11 protein-coding genes are annotated in these 19071 nt (G+C 63.3%); 4 read left to right on the top strand and 7 right to left on the bottom strand.

What is annotated here, in order from left to right:
• Positions 1 to 68 precede the first annotated feature (68 nt).
• On the top strand, positions 69 to 1166 hold the full coding sequence (locus C7451_RS02865; RefSeq protein ID WP_167398407.1) for a YeiH family protein: 1098 nt from the start codon (positions 69 to 71) through the stop codon (positions 1164 to 1166).
• Here the strand turns inward: C7451_RS02865 and sorB are convergent.
• From sorB to C7451_RS02845, 4 genes are all read right to left on the bottom strand, one after another.
• The gene (sorB, locus tag C7451_RS02860; RefSeq protein ID WP_110297483.1) at positions 1163 to 1522 is read right to left on the bottom strand and encodes a SorB family sulfite dehydrogenase c-type cytochrome subunit; all 360 of its coding nucleotides are present in this window, start codon (positions 1520 to 1522) and stop codon (positions 1163 to 1165) included. The genes C7451_RS02865 and sorB overlap by 4 nt on opposite strands.
• On the bottom strand, positions 1522 to 2739 hold the full coding sequence (gene sorA, locus C7451_RS02855; RefSeq protein WP_110297482.1) for a SorA family sulfite dehydrogenase catalytic subunit: 1218 nt from the start codon (positions 2737 to 2739) through the stop codon (positions 1522 to 1524). Before sorA ends, sorB begins: the two co-directional genes overlap by 1 nt.
• A 90-nt stretch (positions 2740 to 2829) precedes the next feature.
• A complete protein-coding gene (locus tag C7451_RS02850) occupies positions 2830 to 3384 on the bottom strand; it encodes a YkgJ family cysteine cluster protein (protein ID WP_110297481.1) in 555 nt (184 codons plus the stop codon).
• A 54-nt stretch (positions 3385 to 3438) separates the two neighbouring features.
• Positions 3439 to 4554 (bottom strand): DUF2332 domain-containing protein, encoded by a 1116-nt coding sequence (locus C7451_RS02845; RefSeq protein ID WP_110297480.1) that lies wholly within the window; start codon positions 4552 to 4554, stop codon positions 3439 to 3441.
• 653 nt (positions 4555 to 5207) lie between these two features.
• On the opposite strand from C7451_RS02845, the gene C7451_RS02840 reads away from it, so the two are divergent.
• From C7451_RS02840 to C7451_RS02830, 3 genes are all read left to right on the top strand, one after another.
• Positions 5208 to 7556: a TonB-dependent receptor domain-containing protein gene (locus C7451_RS02840; protein WP_244181541.1), complete on the top strand. Its 2349-nt coding sequence runs from the start codon at positions 5208 to 5210 to the stop codon at positions 7554 to 7556.
• 270 nt (positions 7557 to 7826) lie between these two features.
• A complete protein-coding gene (locus C7451_RS02835) occupies positions 7827 to 10313 on the top strand; it encodes a TonB-dependent receptor domain-containing protein (RefSeq protein WP_341866608.1) in 2487 nt (828 codons plus the stop codon).
• A 97-nt stretch (positions 10314 to 10410) separates the two neighbouring features.
• Complete coding sequence (locus C7451_RS02830; RefSeq protein ID WP_244181539.1) at positions 10411 to 12246, top strand: methyl-accepting chemotaxis protein; 1836 nt, start codon at positions 10411 to 10413, stop codon at positions 12244 to 12246.
• Positions 12247 to 12346: 100 nt separating this feature from the next.
• On the opposite strand, the gene C7451_RS02825 is transcribed toward C7451_RS02830, so the two are convergent.
• From C7451_RS02825 to C7451_RS02815, 3 genes are all read right to left on the bottom strand, one after another.
• Positions 12347 to 15571: an autotransporter domain-containing protein gene (locus C7451_RS02825; protein WP_110297479.1), complete on the bottom strand. Its 3225-nt coding sequence runs from the start codon at positions 15569 to 15571 to the stop codon at positions 12347 to 12349.
• 117 nt (positions 15572 to 15688) lie between these two features.
• Positions 15689 to 18106, bottom strand: a complete 2418-nt coding sequence (locus C7451_RS02820) for a TonB-dependent receptor (protein WP_110297478.1) — start codon at positions 18104 to 18106, stop codon at positions 15689 to 15691.
• Positions 18093 to 19055 carry a FecR family protein gene (locus C7451_RS02815; RefSeq protein ID WP_110297477.1) on the bottom strand — a complete coding sequence of 321 codons (963 nt, stop codon included), beginning with the start codon at positions 19053 to 19055 and terminating at the stop codon, positions 18093 to 18095. The genes C7451_RS02820 and C7451_RS02815 overlap by 14 nt, the downstream gene beginning before the upstream one ends.
• Positions 19056 to 19071: the final 16 nt, after the last annotated feature.

Genomic DNA, 19071 nt, shown 5'->3' with positions numbered 1-19071 from the left:
CGCTCGCGCGCGTAAGAAAAGCCTTATATGACACCGAAGGACATATTGCGTAGTCCTGGGGAGGGGGAATGCAGGTGAAGCGTCAGGAGATTGACTGGGATTCGCTCCCCGCAGCCGGTGACCTCTTCGGCGAAATGTACCTGGCAGAAGCTGCGCCCGCGCCTGAGCCTCAGGGCGCCAAACCGCGCGACACGATCTTTCAGGGCCTCGCCGTCTGCGCGATCGCTGCCGGTGCGGCCGCCTGGTTGTCCGAGCATTACAATTTCCCGATCATCCTGCTGGGTCTGCTGATCGGGCTGTCGCTGAGCTTCATCGCGCGCGATCCGCGCAGCCACAAGGGGCTCGATTTCGCCTCGCGCACCTGTTTGCGCTTCGGCGTGGTGCTGCTGGGCCTGCAGGTGACGTTCGAGCAGATCGGTTCGCTTGGCGTCGAGCCTTTTGCCGCGCTGGCGGCGATCATGACGGTGACCTTTCTCGCCGGAATTCTGGGTGCGCGGCTGGTCGGGCAGTCACGCTATACGGGTATTCTCGCAGGCGGGGCGACGGCGATCTGCGGTGCGAGCGCGGCGATGGCGCTATATGGCATTATCGGGCGGGAGCGGCTGAACCAGTCGCAATTCGCGATCACTTTGGTCGTGGTGTCGCTGGCGAGCGCGCTTGCCATGTCGCTCTATCCGATCCTCGCCGAATACCTGGAGCTGAGCGACCAGCAGGCGGGGTTCCTGATCGGTGCGTCGATCCATGACGTCGCGCAGGCGATCGGAGGCGGCTATGCCTTTTCGGAAAGCGCGGGCAGCTATGCTGCGATCGTCAAGCTGTCGCGTGTGGCGATGCTGGCGCCGGTGGTCATCATCACCGGGCTGGTCATCGGCAATGCCGATCAGGCCGAAGGCAGCCCGTTGTGGAAGCGGCTGGCCTTGCCCTGGTTCATCGTCGCCTTTTTCGCCGTCGTTCTGGTCAACTCGCTCGTTTCCATGCCCGATCCCGTGCGCGATTCGGCGCTCAGCCTGTCCAAGGGCCTGCTGCTGATTGCCGTGATCGCGACCGCGATGCGCAGCCGCATGGACCTGCTGATGGAAACCGGCGTTCGCCCCGCTATCCCGGTGCTGATCGCGACGCTGACCAGCCTTGCGGCGTCGTTCGCGGTAGTGATGCTGCTCTTCTAACCGAAGCGTTCGGCGAGCAGCTTCGCGATCGCTTCGGCATCGCCGGGCTCGACCGGCGCGCCATAGACCTTGGCCATCTTGGTGACCTCGTCGTTCCAGAACTTGTCGCCCATGCCGCGCGGCTGGGTGGTGATGTATTCCAGGCTGTGGCAGGCGGTGCAGTTGTTGACCACGATCTCCGCCTCGGTGTCCGACAGTTCGGCGGGAATGGCCTCTTCGGGCAACGGGTAGCTGACCGGCTCCATCCGCGCGGCGACGATATCCGGTCCCGTTTCGCGATCCATCAGCGTCCAGGTCACGCCGCCGGCGGCGACAGCGAGCAGGCCGAGGCCGATGAACAGACTCTTGGCTTTCATCACAGCGCCTCCACGTTGATCGTTTCGACAACGTTGCGCATATAGCCTGAGGGCTGCCAGCGCGGTTCCATCGGTTGTGTCTCGCCTCCCTGCGTTTCGGCGCGAACGCGCAAGGCATGGCGGCCCTTGGCAAGGGTCATTCCCAGCTTCCATTCGCGGAACGAATAGCGCCCCAGATATTCGCCCAGCTTCGCCTCCTGCCAGTTCTGGCCATTGTCGGGCGACACCAGCACGCGCTTGACCGGATCGCCGCCGCTGAACGCGATGCCGCGCAATTCGGTGGTCCTGCCCGCACCAATCGCCGCTCCATCCTGATGGCTGGTCAGGAAGGAACGCACGTTGAACCTCGCGATCGGTACGGTCTTGTCGGGCTTGATACCGGGCTCCGCGCAGCGGCAGTCATTGTCGGGAATGCGATAGGCGGTCTTCATCCAGTAACCGTCAAACTCGGCGTCCACGACATTGATTTCATGGAGGTGCTTGACCCAATAAGTGCCGAAAAAGCCGGGTACCACCAGCCGCAGCGGATAGCCGTTGAGGAAGGGCAGTTCCTCCCCGTTCATCGCAAAGGCGACCATAACCTCGCCATCGAGCGCATGGTCGATATCGAGCGCCTTGACGAAATCGGCAATGCCATCGGCGGGCGGATTGTCGAGCCCGTTGAAGGTCACCTGGGCAGCGCCCGCGCGCACCCCGGCCTTGGCAAGCAGGTGCTTCAGCGCCACGCCCTGCCAGCGCGCATTGCCCATCGCGCCATTGCCCAACTGGCCGCCCGCAACACGCGGGGTGACGAATCCGCGGCTGTTGCCCGAGCACTGGTTGACCGCGACGATCTCGCTCACCGGAAAGTCGCGGCGCAGCGATTCGAGGCCGATCTGCAGCGGCTTTTCCACATGTCCGCCAATGGCGAGGCGGAACCTGCGCGGATCGATGTCCGTCGGAAGGCCCGACAGGTGATAACGGACGAAAAACGCGTCATTGGGCGTCAGCAGCCCGTCATTGAATACGCTGAACGGCGTTTCGAGCTGCGGCGGGCGGCTGGTCAGCAGGATCATTTCGCGCTTGCCGGGCAGCGACACCAGCGGACGCGTTCCATTGGCAAAGGGCAGGGTGATGGTGCCGCTCGTTGAACCTCCGCTAGTCGCTGCCTTGCCGACTGCGCCGATCAGTGCGGCGCCCGCGCCTGCCACGAACAGCCTCCGGTCGATCCCGCTCATATCCGCTCCCGCCTTTGTCGCGCCCCATGCGCCAAGCCGTCTTTTCGCGCAGGATGACAGATATGTCCACCGTTAGTCAGAGTGCAGCAATCACCTAAGGAACTCGGCATATTGGGCGCGCCATATCGCCACTTCCGCTGCGAGATGCGGCGGTGGTGTGGCTCCTGACAGCACCGTTTCGGCAACGTCGTTCTCCGGATGCATCAGCATCTTGCGTGACCCATCGCTGAACCATACGGCAATCGGTCGGTCGCACAGCGTATCGAGCACATGCGCCGCCATCCCGCTGGCTATGGCATCGCTTCCGGGCAGCGCGAGCACTGTCAGCGCAATGGCCTCGAACGCATTGCGCGAATCGCGGTTGAAGCTGACCGAAACGATCAGGCCGGAGCGGTCGGGGCGTGCATCATCGGGCAGGGCGGCAACGCGCCGCCAGGCACAAAACCAGGTCCGGCATATGGTCGGGCGAGACGGATGGATGGTGCAGCCGGTGGCGGCAAGTTGCGGGCAGGGTGTCCCGGCGGGCTTCTTTAGTTCGGGAGTGTCGACCTTCAGCGTGATGCAGCAAGCCGTGCATTCCCCGCAATCGCGCTCTGCGAGCACAGGGCCCAGCAGCAATGTTTCGAGATCTGGTCGGTCTGCCATCCCATCAGTACTGGCGCGCAGGAAGAGCCTGCGCAAGGCTTCGCTTTGCGGGAATCAGCGCCAGTCTATCCATTCGCCATAGGGGTGGCAGGTTGCCAGCACGCGCTGCTCGCCATCAGGCCAGCAGGTCAGCGACAACCGCACTTCGCTTCGGGTGGGCGTCCATTCCAGACTGACCCATGCAAGCGGCCGTTCCGGGGTTGCCGTCTGCCCGACTGCGGTGATCAGATCGGCCAGCCGCGCCTGTTCGGGTACAGGCAGATATTGCCGGAACATCGAATGGAACACGACACGGCACGTGCCACTGGTCTGCGGGATAGCCAGCTTGCGCTCGATCCAGCCAATTGCCTCGGCCTCGTCGATCTGGGGAGGGTGCTCTCGGGCGATGTCGAGCGCCCGTTCGAGGCGCTGGATTCGATGGCCCTGATCGGCCCAGATGAACGCCAGAAGCCGCTCGCAGGAATCGGCATCGCGTGCATCGAGCGGATGCAGATCGACCCCGTGCGCCGAACGGATCTCCACCGGGGCAGGCAAAGGCGATGGACCTCTCCACTCGGGAGCTATCTGCAGGCTCGAGCGCGGATCGCCAACCGCAACGCCGCCGAGATCGTAGCCATAGCGACCCAGGTTGAGATTGAGCCCGCAGCTGGTCCCGAGTTCGAGCAGTTCGAAAGGCATGCCATACTGCCGGGCTGCGACCATCAGCGCGGCCATCAGCGCGGCCGAGCGCCCCACCTCGTTGGTCTGGGTCGGATCGCGCAGCCATTGAAGGATGAAGTCGTCGAACTTGGCGAGAGCTTCGCCGATCGCCCGGTCAAAATCGGCATGGTCGCCACAGTAAAGGGCCGTGAGATCGGGCAGAACACCGCGCCGTGCGATGGCATGCAGAGCTCCGTTGAGGCGCATTGCCAGCGCAGCAGCAGCCCGGTCGCCCGGCCAGCTGACGATAACTGCCTCGGTCTTGCGGGCATGGTGAAGCTGGCGCGCGGCCGCTTCGAGCACATCGCCGACAAATTCAGATCCCAGCGATCGGCATATCCCGGCCTGGCGGAAAAGTTCGCCCGCGCCCGTGTCGATGGCCTGCGGTGACGGCTGTCCTGTGTCCGCGACAAAGTCTCGAGCCGAGAGACCGACGGCGCTGGGAATTTTTCGGGTAGCTAATGCAGACATGTTTCTCGCCAACGCCAGGGTCGGCATGGACACCCGACCTATGAACATTGGCTAGGTAAGCAGCGTAAACAAGCAGTTAACGCCGCAGATGCTTCGCGATGGAATCAGAACATCGGTTACCGGGAGACGGCGGTACGCAAGCACGACGAGAGTCCGCATTCGCGGCGCCGTCTTCGATGGCGGGATAAGGGCTTGCCAGCGCGCCGCGCATTTATTGACCATCAGATGCAAAAAATGCACTCGATCACGGAAAAAATGCAAGAATAAGAAATACAAACGGTTGCAGGGATTCCAAGGCTGCATTGCCAGAATAAAAGCTGGAGCAAAGGCACCCCTCTGGTCAGCGTGATGCCTGAAGACCAGGCCTAATTCGCTGTTTTAGCACTAGAAAGCGCAGGAATGACGCTCTGATATGCTCGTTTTAAGCGGCATTCGGGCGGTCAAATGCGCTTAACACCTCATTAAATCTAACATTCTAATCGCCGATTCGTTCAATCCTATTGGGGGCACCAATGACGTCTGAATGTTATCGAGCACTTCTTCGCGTTTCGACTGTCGCTATTGCGGCTGCAGCATTTGCCGCGCCCGCTTTTGCACAGGAAGCTGAACCTCTGACGGCCTGGGAGGCAAGCCGCACTGTCGACGAGGGCGACATGGTTACCACGGGCGTGGCCCGTGGCCGCGACCGTCTCAACAGTGCAACCTCGACCAGCGCCATCAAGGAAAACGACATCGTTCGTCTGGCGCCGCGTTCGCTGGCTGAACTTTTTCGCAATATCCCCGGCATCCGTGTCGAAGCCGCTGCTGGCGAGGCGCAGAACAATTACACCGTCCGCGGCCTGCCGATGGTGAATGGCGCCAGTAAATATATACAGATTCAGGAAGATGGCCTGCCGGTCATGGAATTCGGCGATCTGATGCGCCTGACGCCCGACATTTTCGTGCGCGCCGATTTCAACGTGGGCCAGGTCGAATCCATTCGCGGCGGCTCCGCTTCGACCTTCGCGTCGAATGCTCCCGGCGGCGTCATCAATCTGATCTCCAAGACCGGCGAGGTCGAGGGCGGATCGGTCATGGCGACTGTCGGCGTGGATTTCGAGAGCTATCGCACCGATTTCGATTATGGCGGTCGCCTTGGCGATGGCTGGCGGTTCCATATCGGCGGGTTCTACCGTGAGGGCGAGGGCATTCGGGAAACCGGCTTCAACGCATCGCGCGGCGGCCAGGTGAAGCTCAACGTGACCAAGCAGTTCGACGGCGGTTATGTCCGCGTCTATGCCAAGCTGCTGGACGATCGCGTACCGACTTTCACCGGCACGCCCCTTCTGGTTACCGGCACAAATGCCGATCCTTCATTCAGTGATCCGGTCGGCGTCAGCAGCCGCACCAACTCGCTGCTTTCGCCGACGCTGCCCGTCGTGCTGACGCTCGGCTCGTCCGGGCAGGTGCGTCGCCGCAACTTCATCGACGGCGTCGAGGCACAGGCCAAGACGCTGGGCTTCGAAGCGCAGTTCAGCCTTGGCGACTGGACGGTCACCAACCGCTTCCGTTATGCCGATCAGTCCACGCGCAACACCACCCTGGTTGTCTCTTCGGCGGCGCCGGCAGCGCAGTTTGCTTCGCGCTTCGGCGGTGCGGGTGCAGCGTTCCGCTATGCTGCAGGCCCACGCGCAGGCCAGGCTTTCAGCGCCGCGGGCGGCAATGGTCTGGTGGCCCTGTCCTTCTTCTCGGACAATGACGCTCCTGATGTGAGCAACATGACCAACGACCTGCGCATCAGCCGTGTCTGGAGCGTGGGCGGCGGTGACCTGACCACCACGGCGGGTCTGTATCGCTCCAATCAGAAGTTCATCTCTGAAATCGGTTTTGCCACCTTCTTCCAGGATGTTGTCGGCGGCGGGCAGGCCGTTCCGCTCGACCTCGTCACGGCGGCGGGTGGTTTCGTCACCGATGGCGGATATCGCAACTTTGGCGGACCGGGCGCTGCGGGGAACATTCGCGACAACGCGGTCACCTATCAGACCACAGCCCCCTTTGCCTCGATCAATTTCGCCAAGGGCAAGATCGCGCTGGGCGGTTCTGTGCGCTGGGACAACAGCCGTGCGCGCGGCAACGTGATGAACGACCCGGGCGTCCGCACATTTGACATGAACGGCAACGGCGTCATCTCCGCGCCGGAGCGTCTGGTCTCGTTCGTACCGGTGGGCGTGACGCAGCCGGTCAACTACAGCCACGATTACCTGTCCTACTCGGTCAGCGTGAACTATCGCATAGCAGAGCCCTTTGCGATGTTTGCCCGGTACAGTCTTGGCGGTCGTGCTGCGGCAGACAAGATCCTGTTCAGCCGCGCCATCAGCGCCACTACGGGTGCGCTGCTTGACAGCGGTGCGGGCGACGACAGCGTCCGCCAGGCGGAAATCGGTCTGAAGTTCCGCAAGAACGGTCTGGTCCTCAACCTGACCGGTTTCCATGCCAAGACCGATGACACCAACGCGCAGATCCTGACCAACCCGGTGACGGGGCAGCTGGAACTGAACTCGGTGACACGCGCCTACGAGGCCTATGGTCTCGAGTTCGAAGGCGGCTTCCGTCGCGGACCGTTCAGCGTCACCGCGCATGCCACCTATACGGAAGCTGAGATCAAGAGCGCCGAAAATCCTGCGCTGGTGGGCAATATCCCGCGTAACCAGCCCAAGCTGCTGTTCGGGGTGACCCCGCAATATGATACCGAAACGTTCACGATCGGTGCGAACATCATTGGCGTGACCGACAGCTTCAGCCAGGACGTGAACCAGCTGCGCATGCCGGGATACACCACGGTCGGCCTGTTTGCACAGGTCCGCCCGATGGAGCGGCTGGAACTCAGCATCAACGCGAACAACGTGCTGAACGAACGCGCCATCACGGGCATTTCGGAAGGCACGATCCCGGCGTCCGGCGTGGTCATGACACGACCGCTTTTCGGCCGTTCCATTTCCGCATCGGCACGTTTCTTCTTCTGATCCGCATCGATCGCGGCTCTTCATGCCGGTCGGTTTCGATCGCCGGCATGAGAGGCCGCGATTGATGAGCTCGATACGATCAAGGGTCTGACGTCCGCGTCAGGCCCTTTGTCGTTGGTGGCATCGCGCCGAAGGCTGCATTCAAGCCGAGTCTTCGGCGATTTCTGCCGGGTCCGGCCGTGGTGAATATCTTCGTCAACCGCTGTTAACCACGCTTTAATCGGAATCAAATAGGCCCGTCTGGAAAGCTTTCAAGAGCAGGGGCAATCCATGAATTTCTTCAAGTACAAAGTTTCAGCTTACGCATCGGTCGCCACCATTGCCATGTCGGCATTGGTTACCCCTGCGTTCGCCCAGGAAGACAAGCCGATGACGGCCTGGGAAGCAAGCCGCACGGTCGATGAAGGCGACATGGTCACTACAGGTGTGGCCCGGGGTCGCGATCGCCTGAACAGCGCTACCTCGACGAGCGCGATCAAGGAAAATGACATCATCACCATCGCGCCGCGTTCGCTGGCCGAGCTGTTCCGCAACATTCCCGGTATTCGCGTCAATGCCAGCACCGGAGAGGCAGGCAACAGCTATACCGTCCGTGGTCTCCCGCTGGTCAATGATGGTGCCAAGTACATCCAGCTGCAGGAAGATGGCCTGCCGGTTCTCGAATTCGGCGATCTGCTGACTCTCACCCCGGACATCTTTTTGCGTGCCGACCTGAACATCGCGCAGGTCGAATCGATCCGCGGCGGTTCGGCTTCCACCTTTGCATCGAACGCACCCGGCGGCGTGATCAACCTGATCTCGAAGACCGGTGAAGTCGAGGGCGGATCGATCATGGCCACGATCGGTCTGGACTTTGAAAGTTATCGAACCGATTTCGACTATGGCGCGCGCCTTGGCGATGGCTGGCGCTTCCATGTCGGCGGTTTCTATCGCGAAGGCGAAGGTCCGCGTGAAACCGGCATGAACTCCATGCGCGGCGGACAGGTCAAGTTCAACGTCACCAAGCAGTTCAACAACGGCTATATCCGGGTCTACGGCAAGCTGCTTGACGATCGGGCCCCAAGCTTCATCAATACACCTCTGCTGGTCACTGGCACCAACAGCGATCCGTCCTTCGCCGATCCTCGCGGCCTCGACAGCCGCACGGACTCGCTCCTCTCGCCGAGCCTGCCCAATTCTCTGCGCCTCGGGGCTTCGGGCCAGCCGACGCGCGAAAATCTGAGCACGGGTACCCATGCCAAGGCCAAGGCGCTGGGATTTGATGCGCAATTCAGCCTGGGCGAATGGTCGGTCACCAACCGCTTCCGCTATGCGGACCAGTCGCTGCGGAGCGTCATCTTGTTCCCCTCGGCAACCGCTCCTGCAGCGGCATTTGCGACCCGCTTCGGCGGCCCTGGCGCCACGCTCAGCTTTGCAGCCGGTCCGCGCGCCGGTCAGGCGTTTGACGGATCGGGCAACGGTCTGCTCACGCTCTCGTTCATCGCGGATTCCGACGTGCCCGATGTCAGCAACATGACGAACGACCTGCGTGTCAGCCGCGTCTGGAACATTGGCGGCGGTGACCTCACCACCACTGCGGGCCTGTACCGTTCGAGCCAGGAATATGTTTCGGAAATCGGCTTCACCACCTTCTTCCAGGACGCCGTTGGCGGTGGCCAGTCGGTGCCGATCAACCTGCGTACCGCAACCGGCATTCCGGTGACCGATGGCGGCATCCTGGTCTATGGCAGCGCCGGAGGCTTCGGCAATTCCAAGAACACCGACATGACCTATCAGATCACGGCGCCGTTCGGATCGTTCAACTATGCCAAGGGCAAGATCGCCATCGGCGGTTCGATCCGCTGGGATAACGTTCGGGCCCGCGGCAACATCATCAACGATACCGGCGCGCGTCCCTTTGATATCAACGGCAATGGCACGATCTCGGTGCCCGAAAGCCGCGTGACCTTCATTCCCGTCGGCGTGACCTTCCCGGTCAACTACAACCATGATTATGTGTCGTACTCGCTCAGCGGCAATTTCCGCGTGTCCGAACCGTTCTCGGTATTCGCACGCTACAGCCGCGGCGGTCGTGCCGGGGCAGACAAGATCCTGTTCACGCCGGCCGTGAGCACGGTCACCGGCGCATTGCTCAACAGCGTGGCGGGGCATGATGTGCTGCGCCAGGCGGAAGTGGGCGTAAAGTACCGCAAGGACGGCATCATGCTGAACCTGACCGGCTTCTATGCGCTGACCGACGAAACCAACTCGCAGCTGCTGACCAACCCGACCACCGGTCTGACCCAGCTTGTCACCGTCGCTCGCTCCTACAAGGCTTACGGCCTCGAGTTCGAGGGAGGAATTCGTCGCGGTCCGTTCAGCGTGACTGCGCACGCCACCTATACCGAAGCGGAGATCGATGGTGCGGAAACGCCAACGCTGGTCGGCAATATTCCGCGTGGCCAGCCCAAGCTGCTCTACGGCATCCGCCCGCAGTTCGACACCGACATGTTCTCGGTCGGCGTCAATGTGATCGGCACGACGGGCAGCTTTGCGCAGGACGTGAACCTGATCCGCCTGCCGGCCTTCACCACGGTGGGCGCGTTTGCCCAGTTCCGTCCGATGGAAAAGCTGGAATTCAGCCTGAACGCCAGCAACCTGTTCAACGAGCGGGCCATCACCAGCATCTCTGAAGGCGCGATCCCGGCTTCGGGCGTCGTCATGGCTCGGACCATGTACGGCCGTACCGTATCCGCCTCTGCAAGGTTCTTCTTCTGATGCGCAAGCCCCTGCAGGTCCGCCGGGCAAGTCTTGCCACGCCATTGTCTGGTCCTGCGGGGGCCGCGCCCCGCTTCGCATGCACAAAGGGTTGATCATGCTGAACAAACTGAACATTCCACGGAAGCTCAGCCTGTCCTTCCTGATGATCTGCAGCTCTGCTGCGCTGATGATGATCGTCTTCGCCGTCAACCTCTGGATGATCCAGTCGTCGACGGACCAGAACAATCATTCCCAGCTCATCTATGGCAAGGTGCAGCTTCTCGAGACCTCGCTGCTGCGACAGAACAGCCAGTTCCGCGGGTACCTGGTCACGGGTGACGAGAGCTATCTGAAGTCCTATTACGAGGGCCGTGACGAATATGATGCGGCTGCCAAGGAACTCGAGACGCTGATCGTCAATCCGGCGCATCTCAAGCTCCTGGAAGAAGCGCGCACCGAGACGCTGGCGTGGCGCAAGAACTGGGGCGACAAGCTGATCAAGTGGACTCAGCAGGGTCGCCGCGAGCAGGCGGTTGAGGCTGTCCGCAACGCCGGCAAGGCGGTGCTGGTAAGCAAGGCGGTGCTGCCGCTGCGCGATATTCGCGACACCGAACTGGCATCGATCGAGAAGAATTCGGCCCGACAGGAATCGGCGTTGACATCGGCGGTGATCGCACTGGTCCTGGGCGGCATTGCCCTGATCGGTATCGCCATCGGTCTCGCCGTTGCCCTCAGCCGTGCAATTGCACTGCCGATCACCCGTCTGACTGACGCGATGGCCAGCCTTGCTGCAGGCAAGAACGCGATCGACGTCGATGTCAGCCGTGCCGACGAACTGGGCGACATGGCCCGCGCCGTGGTGGTGTTCCGCGATGCGGCCGTGGCCAAGGCCCGTGCCGACCAGGATCAGGCCAATGTCGTTTCGGCCCTGGGCAAGGGTCTGGAGGCTCTGGCCGCAGGCGACATGACCTATCAGATCACCGAGCCTTTCGCTGCCAATTACGACGGCCTGCGCCTGACCTTCAACCGAACGGTGGAAGGCCTCGAGACCAGCCTGTCGAGCGTCGCCAGCTCTGCCCAGAGCGTTCACAACGGCGCCAGCGAAATCCGCGCTGCATCGGAAGACCTGTCGCATCGCACCGAACAGCAGGCCGCAAGCCTCGAAGGCGCAGCAAGCGCGATGGACAAGGTTACCGGCATGGTGGGCGAGTCTGCCTCGGGTGCCAAGGCCGCGCGCAGCGAGATCGACGCCGTGCACAAGGACGCCAATGCCGGCGGTCAGGTTGTCGACAAGGCGGTCAGCGCGATGGATGCGATCGAGAAGAGCTCGCAGGAAATCAGCCAGATCATCAATGTCATCGACAGCATCGCCTTCCAGACCAACCTGCTGGCGCTCAATGCCGGGGTCGAAGCTGCACGCGCCGGGGAATCGGGCAAGGGCTTTGCGGTGGTCGCCAACGAGGTCCGCAGCCTTGCGCAGCGCTCTGCCGATGCCGCAAAGGACATCAAGGCGCTGATCACCGCTTCGACCGAACAGGTTCAGGAAGGCGTCGGCCTGGTCGCCGAAACCGGCAAGATGTTCGACCAGATCATGGGCCGCATCGGCGATGTGAGCGTGATGATCGCAGAAATCGCCGACGGGGCCGAAACCCAGTCGTCCAATCTGCGCAGCGTGAACAACTCTGTCGGCGACATGGACAAGATGACTCAGCAGAACGCAGCCATGGTGGAAGAAACCACCGCTGCTGCGCGGACCCTGGCATCGGAGGCCGATGAGCTGGCATCGCTGGTCGGAAGGTTCCGCCTCAAGACCGCACTGGGCCGCCCGTCGAGCTCGGCAGCATCCGCGCCGGCAAGCCGCCCTGTCGCCAAGGCCCGGCCTGCTCCGAGGACATCGGGCAATCTGGCGCTGAGCCCGGTGGCCGATGACGACGACTGGAGCGAGTTCTGATCGAATTGATCCGGATGGTGGCACGCTGCTGCTGGCCGGGTAGAAAGAACGGGAGGATGCGGGCCAGCCTGGCAATGGGCTGGCCCGCATTTTTTTGTACTCAGAACCCTAGGCGTAGCGAAACGCGCGCGGCCAGGGCGAGCCGTTCGTACTGCTCTTCCGCGCCTATCTCGCCGGCCATGCGGAAACCGTCCTGGCCGCCGACCATACGCACGGCACCGGTCCAGCCATCGCTGCGCGCGTCGGCAAGCAGCGTGAAGGCATCACCACCCTTGAAGCGCGCGGTGGTTTCACCCAGCGATCCGCCGACAATCTGGCGCCGCCCGCCTTCGATCTCGGCACGCAGCCAGACATCGCCGGGCATCAGGCTGCCTAGTTCATATCCAGCAACCAGCGTCGCGCTGACCGCGATTTCGTCGCTGCTGCGCTTGTCGACGGTGAGGTTGAATGCATCGCCTCCGCCGGTTTCGGCATAGCCGCTCTCGTCCAGCCGGTAATAGTCGATCACGGCGGTCGGCCGCAGGACCAGTCTCTTGCCCAGCTCAGCTTCATAGGCGATTCCGGCTGCAGCGCTGTACAGGTCGCCGGACCATTCTCCCTTCGCGATCCGTTCGACCTGCTTGCCAGCGACGATCTGAGCAAAGCGGCGGGTTCCCGAGAAGTCGATGATCGCGGCAGAGCCGCGGGCAAAGGCGCGGACCGGTCCCCAGTTGCCGCGCCAATGGGCCGCCAGTTCATACTGGTCCGACACCACTTCGCCATCGGTATCGCGATCGGCGTTCTTGCCGTTCAGATAGGCAAGCGACAGCCCGAGATGGCCGAATTCTCCGGCCTGGACCTCCAGCCCCCCGGTTGCGCCCCATCCGCTGGTGCGGAACGATGCGGTGCCCCCCTGATCCTTGCTGCCACCCCAGGCCGCCTGCTGCAGCCAGATTCCCCAGCCGCCCTGATCGGCATAGGGCGCGACTGCGTCGGTGAGAAAACGCGCGGTCGCGCGGGAACCCTGGGTGACCGTGGCGAAGCTGCCGCCGGCATGATCGGGGAGCATCTGCTGCATGGCTGCGCGCGCCTCTTCGGCCCTGGTCAGGGCAAGGAAGCCACCTGCGACTGCCGCATCATTGTCGAGCGCCCTGAACACCGCATCATAGGCGCGTGCCTGCGACGCCGTGAACGCCAGTTCGGATGCGGCCTTGGGCTTGATGGTCAGCGCCACCGCACCACTCGCGTCACTTGTCGTCAGGCTCGATGTGAAGAGATAGGGCAGGGTGATGTCTGCATTGGAAAGATTGGCGCTGCCGGTCAGCGTCCCTGCAGTGAGGATCTGGTAGGTGCCCGCCGATTTGCTGACGCTCGTCAGGTTGACTGCCAGCTTCGATCCGGCAGCAAAGTTCGCATTTCCGGCCACGGTTATCCGGGTCGCCGTGCCGGTCCTGCCGTCGACAGTCACGCCCAGCGTGCCCTTTTCCGTGACCGCCAGCGAAGCAACCTGCATCGCGCTCGGCGCAGTCAGCAGCAGCGAGCCACCCGAGACCGTGATGGCTGCCTGTGATGCCCCGGTGATCGTACCTCGCAACTGGGCTGTATCCCTGATCGACAGCCTGTCGCTACCGCCTCCGAGATCGAGATCGCCCGCGAGCATCGACTTGCCCGAAAGCTGCACCAGATCCGCGCCGCTGCCGAAGGCGGCATTGCCCGTCACGCTCGCTTCGCCGCTGGCGAGCAGTTGATTGTCACCGGCGCCGAAAGCCATCGCGCCGTTGAGCGTTCCGGCGGAAATGTCGAGAATGTCGCTTCCCGAACCGAGGCGGATGTCGCCCGTGATGGAAGGCTTTGCAGCTGCCGTCGCCGCGGTCTGCCGGATCGTGGTGCCCGACGCGTTCGCGGACAGATCGATCGCAACCGCGCGCCCCGCCACAGGCTTGGCGCTGGTCGCGCTGATCGTGCCGCTGTTCTCGATGGTCCTCAGCGAACCGGACAGGTCGGTAATTGCGGCCGCCGAGCCTTCATTGGCGGCAGTTGCGGCGATCTTGCCGCCATTGGTCACTCGCGTCAGTGATCCTGTGGTGTCAACAAACAGCGCGCGCACCTGGCTGACAGCGGAATCGCCGCCTGTTGCCTCGATCGTGCCGCTGTTCTGCAAGGCGGGAGCATTGGCCAGTGGCCCGATCTTCAGGGCAGATGCGTTGCCGCCGCGCGAGCTTGCGGCAATCACGCCGTTGTTCAGAATGCCGCCCGCGACGGTGACCCTCTGACCCTGTCCGCCGATCTCCATTCCGGTGGCGGCCACGTCCTTGTAGACGCCGATACCTTCGATCCGGCCATTGTTGACGATGCCGTTTCCGGCTGCCGCCGTTCCTGCAACCGCTCCGATCACGATGTCCTGACCGGCCGACCCGATGCGGACGGCGGGCGCTGCGCCATAGGCCAGCACCGACGCCGTGCCCTCCTTGGCATCCTCGATGCCGTCCTTGTCCTCATCCTTGTCGTCGGCCTTGGTGTCGCGCGGCGGTGCATCAAACAGAATGCCCCCACCGACGGATCCCGCCACACGGATTGCCGGGCCGCCCTGCAGCAGGTCATCGGCATCAAGCTTGCTGACATCGGCAGGCGCGGTGACATTGCGATAGCCGGTCGCGGCTATGCTGCCCTGAATGGTGAGCGCACCGCCGATCGGGCCTGCCAGATCGAGGGCGACGCTGCTGGCTCCGGTTGCGGTTACGGTACCGCTGACGGCAACATTGCCGGTGACGGTGCCGGCGCGGATGGCAGCGGAATTGTCACCGACGGAAGTGACGGTTCCGCTGCTGGTGAGATTGCCATTCAGTCGTCCGTCAAGCGCTATGCCTGCGCTGGCATTGCCCGCAACGTTGATCGTGCCTTCATTGATCACCGATCCGGTAAAATCACCCAGCGTGCGAATGCCGAAACGGTTCTGCGCCTGTGCGAAAGGGCCATCCAGATCGCCGTCCTTGTCGGCATCGGCGGGCTTGTAGGCTTCGTCAAGCGTGATCGTGCCCTTGTTCGTGATGGTGCCAGCTGTTCCGGTATTAGCAACAATTCCCGCAGCGTTGCTGGCGTCGGTAATCTGGAGCGTGCCCTCGTTCGTCACGCCATGGTTGCTGTTGATCGTAACCGCGACGCCGGAAGTCGGCTTGATCGATCCGGCAGAGGAAATGCGGATGCTGTCGGCCGCGCCGTTATTGGCGCTGCCCGTGGCGATCGGTGTCGTCCGGGCAGTGGTGACGGTGGTTTCAGCAGACGCCGCCTCCAACGGCAGGATCACGGTTACCGGGGTCAGGCAGGTGCAGGCCAGCAAGAGTCGCATTGTCGTCCTTTCAGCGAGGGGAGGGGAGTGTTCATCCCCAAGACGCTGCCAGACTGCCCAACCCGTAGGACAAATCTGCAAATATTCGAAGCATTTGCGGATATTGTGAAATCGGGATCAGAAGCTGAAATCGGCCCCGATGGTGATGGTGCGCGGACGCAGCGGCGTGATCTGATCACCGAGCGCGAGCGTGAAAGGTGATCCCAATGCAAACCGGTTGCCCCGGCTGTCCAGCAGGTTCGTCGCACGTAACCAGAAGGCCCGGCCGGGCTGCGCCAGCTCGATGGAAAGGCTGGTGTCGAGCACGTCGCCCTGCGGCCTGCCCAGCACCGGGCCTATGCCCAGCCGCGAGCGGCCGATGTAGCGCAGCGTACCGCCGATGGTCAGCTCACCCACGCGATCCAGGGTCGAGCCCCAGGTTGCGCCCATTCGCCCCGACCAGCGCGCGACATTGGGCAGCGCATCATCTGTTACCAATATGGCACCTTCTGGTACCACCGAGTTGCCAGGTCGGTTGGTTCGCGCAAAGAATATCCCGGCCGACGGCGTGACGAGACGGCTGTCGGCGAACACGCCCGAGGCTTCTATCGATACACCCGCCACAGGCTGCCACGCCATGGTCGCGTCGATGGTGACAATGCGGCCATTTCCGATATTCTGTGTCGACGGAAGGCCATCGCTGTCGATCAGATCGGCCTGGATGTTGCGCCACCGGGTATAGGCGAGGGTGGCATCGGCACTGAACGTACCACTTGCGAAGGCAAGACCCGTCTCCAGCGCCGATACATTGTCGGGTTCGAAATTGCGGAACCTGTCATTGCGCACATCGATACCGCCAGGGCGAAAGCCTTCCTGATAGCGCGCATGGGCCGATAGCGTATCGGAAAAGCGATAGCGCAGCCCGATCGAAGGGAGAAAGGCGGTCTGCCCGCGCCCGCCCGCGATCGTTCGCAAGTCCGCCGCCAGCAGCGGCAGCGGATTGTCCAGTGCTTCGCCCGATAGGCGTACATGGGTCACGCGGCCACCCAGCCCGATTTGAAGCCGCTCCGATGCCGGGATCGAGAGGTCCGCAAAGGCGGTGGCCTCCTCGGTCCGGTTCTCGATCCCCGCCAGCGCGCTGGCGGTCGCGATCGTGCCCCGTTCACGCCGGATGCGATAGCGGTTGATCAGCAGGCTGGTTCCTGCAAGCCATGCAAAGCCGCCATCGGTGAGGCCTGAAAGCCTGGTCTCATTGGCGATCAGCCGCGTTTCACTGCGCTGTCGGAACAGGCTGGGTGGACTGCCCGGCTGGCTGGTATCGTAGGTTTCGTCGAGCCGCACCCCGGTGAGGGTTGTCGTCGACAGCAGCTCGAACGTGTCCCAGGCCTTGCCCAGCGTCATCTGACCGAGACGGAAGCGGTTGCGATGGGGCTGCGGGACCGGGCTGGACCTATCCAGCCTCGATCCCTGACGGTCGGCATATTGCGCATCGCGTGCGTCGATGGTCTGCGCCGCACCCATGACGTCGATCGTCCATCCGTTGCCTGGTTCCAGCCGTGCCGCGACGCGACCGCCGGTGGTGTATACGCGGTTCACGTCATCCTCGCCGCGCAGCCGATCGTCGATATAGCCGCCATCGCGCCCGGCATACACGACGGCTCGCAGTCCGAGCATATCCTCGACTATCGGAATGTTGAGCATCGCGCTGGCGTCGAAGGAAGGCGCGCCGTGCCAGGTAGCCGAGACCGAGCCTGACTGTGCGGCAGCCCAATCCGTACTGTCGGGCTGATTGGGCAGCAGCCGGATGACGCCGCCGAGCGTACCCGCTCCGTACAGCGTTCCCTGGGGGCCCTGACGCACCTCGATGCTGCTGAGGTCGATCAGGCGAAGATCGGGATCGGGTGCGTTGTAGTTGAGCCGCGCCGTGCCGAGATACTGGCCGACCACGGCCTGGCTGGGTCCATTGAAGCTGGAATCCGCAATTGCCCGCAGGAAAAGCCGATTGCGACCGGGACCAAGCTGGGTGGAGCCGAGGCCGGGAAGGCGATCGATCAGCGCGTCCGATCCCTGGCCTCTGGCCTGAAGGGCGAAGGCCCCGTCCAGCACGATCGCACCATGCAGCAGCCGGGGATCGAGCTCTTCGTCGCTGCGTTCGCCCTGAACCACGATTTCTTCAGGCACGGGAGGCGGCGTTGGGCGCACAGCCCTGGCCACGGCCAGCCGCAAGGGCGCGCCGCTGGAACCGGCAGAACGCGCCGCGCGGACGATCCGCCACTGGCCGCTGCCCAGCCGGACGGCGCGGGCATCGGTGCCTTCGAGCAGGCGATCCAGAGCCTCGTCGATCGTCATCCGCCCCTTGAGCCCGCGCACCCGCTGTGCCGCCAGCTGCCGATCGCCCAGGCCAATGCTGATGCCTGCCTGCTGGCCCAACCGTACGATGCTGGCGTCCAGCCGCCCCGACGCGATGCGGATCGCGATCGGCGTCTCGGCATGGGCGGTCGCCGGCACCAATACCGCCACCAGCAGGGGCAGCAGGAGGTTTCTAGGGTTGGGCATCAGATGCCACCAGCTCCCATCCGTTCGGGCGCTTCACCGCCCTTGTGCCCAGCACTGGCGCGACGGCAAGCAGGGCCTTTTCGTCACGGTCCTGTACTTGCAGCACACCGCTGAACCGGCGATGGACGATGGCGGGGCTGACCGTCAACGGCGTTCCGAGCGTCCGTTCAAGAGCTGCGGCGATTTCGGTCAGGCTGGCATCGGCAAAGCTCAACTGTCCGCTGCGCCATCCGCCGACCTCGGCCACCGCGACCTGGGAAACGGTGATCCTGCCCGAAGCGTCGTCGATCCTCGCCTTGCGGCCAGGCTGCAGCCGGACCGCCTCCCGATCCGGATTGACGATTACCGCACCCTCGGACACCGCAACATCAAGCGCGGCGCCATTGCGCATCACGTTGAAGGCCGTGCCTGCATCAACCAGACGGGCATCGCCGGATTCCACCACAAAGGGATCGGCCTCGTCATGGCGGATCTCGAACATTGCTTCGCCATCGTCCAGCCGGGCAAAGCGCGGCCTGGCCCGGTCCAGCGCCAGCCGGCTATTGCCGTTCAGCAAAATCCGGCTGTCATCGTCGAGTACGATCGTTCGCGTTTCCCCCGGTCGGGTGGATATATCGTAAGGCTGGGGTCGCATCTGCCAGACGGGGATGAGCAGCACCGCCAGCAAGGCCGCCGCCATGGCAATATAGCCCCGCCGCCGCCATGCCGTGTTTCGACGGGGCTGAGCCAGCGGCTGATCATTGGCGGCGCGCACCTGCGCAGGCGCTGCGGTCGCAACCAGCTCTGCCATCCAGTTGCCTGCTGCCAGCGCTTCGTCATAGGCAGCACCGTGCCGCGCGTCTGCCTCCAGCCATTCGGTCAGCGCGGCCCAGCCGGCAAAATCCGTCTCCTGCGTGGCCAGCGCCCATTCCAGTGCTTCCTGGCGGATATGTTCATTGCTGTTCGTCATCGTATGTGCCTCGCAC

It is taken from the genome of Blastomonas natatoria (genome assembly GCF_003201955.1).
Taxonomy (GTDB): Bacteria; Pseudomonadota; Alphaproteobacteria; order Sphingomonadales; family Sphingomonadaceae; genus Blastomonas; species Blastomonas natatoria.
This window is presented reverse-complemented; position numbering and strand designations above follow the sequence as displayed.

Coding starts and splice junctions, on each gene's coding strand:
- C7451_RS02865 (WP_167398407.1), top strand. CDS start 69: ATGCAGGTGAAGCGTCAGGAGATTGACTGGGATTCGCTCCCCGCAGCC.
- sorB (WP_110297483.1), bottom strand. CDS start 1,522: ATGAAAGCCAAGAGTCTGTTCATCGGCCTCGGCCTGCTCGCTGTCGCC.
- sorA (WP_110297482.1), bottom strand. CDS start 2,739: ATGAGCGGGATCGACCGGAGGCTGTTCGTGGCAGGCGCGGGCGCCGCA.
- C7451_RS02850 (WP_110297481.1), bottom strand. CDS start 3,384: ATGGCAGACCGACCAGATCTCGAAACATTGCTGCTGGGCCCTGTGCTC.
- C7451_RS02845 (WP_110297480.1), bottom strand. CDS start 4,554: ATGTCTGCATTAGCTACCCGAAAAATTCCCAGCGCCGTCGGTCTCTCG.
- C7451_RS02840 (WP_244181541.1), top strand. CDS start 5,208: ATGGTTACCACGGGCGTGGCCCGTGGCCGCGACCGTCTCAACAGTGCA.
- C7451_RS02835 (WP_341866608.1), top strand. CDS start 7,827: ATGAATTTCTTCAAGTACAAAGTTTCAGCTTACGCATCGGTCGCCACC.
- C7451_RS02830 (WP_244181539.1), top strand. CDS start 10,411: ATGCTGAACAAACTGAACATTCCACGGAAGCTCAGCCTGTCCTTCCTG.
- C7451_RS02825 (WP_110297479.1), bottom strand. CDS start 15,571: ATGCGACTCTTGCTGGCCTGCACCTGCCTGACCCCGGTAACCGTGATC.
- C7451_RS02820 (WP_110297478.1), bottom strand. CDS start 18,106: ATGCCCAACCCTAGAAACCTCCTGCTGCCCCTGCTGGTGGCGGTATTG.
- C7451_RS02815 (WP_110297477.1), bottom strand. CDS start 19,055: ATGACGAACAGCAATGAACATATCCGCCAGGAAGCACTGGAATGGGCG.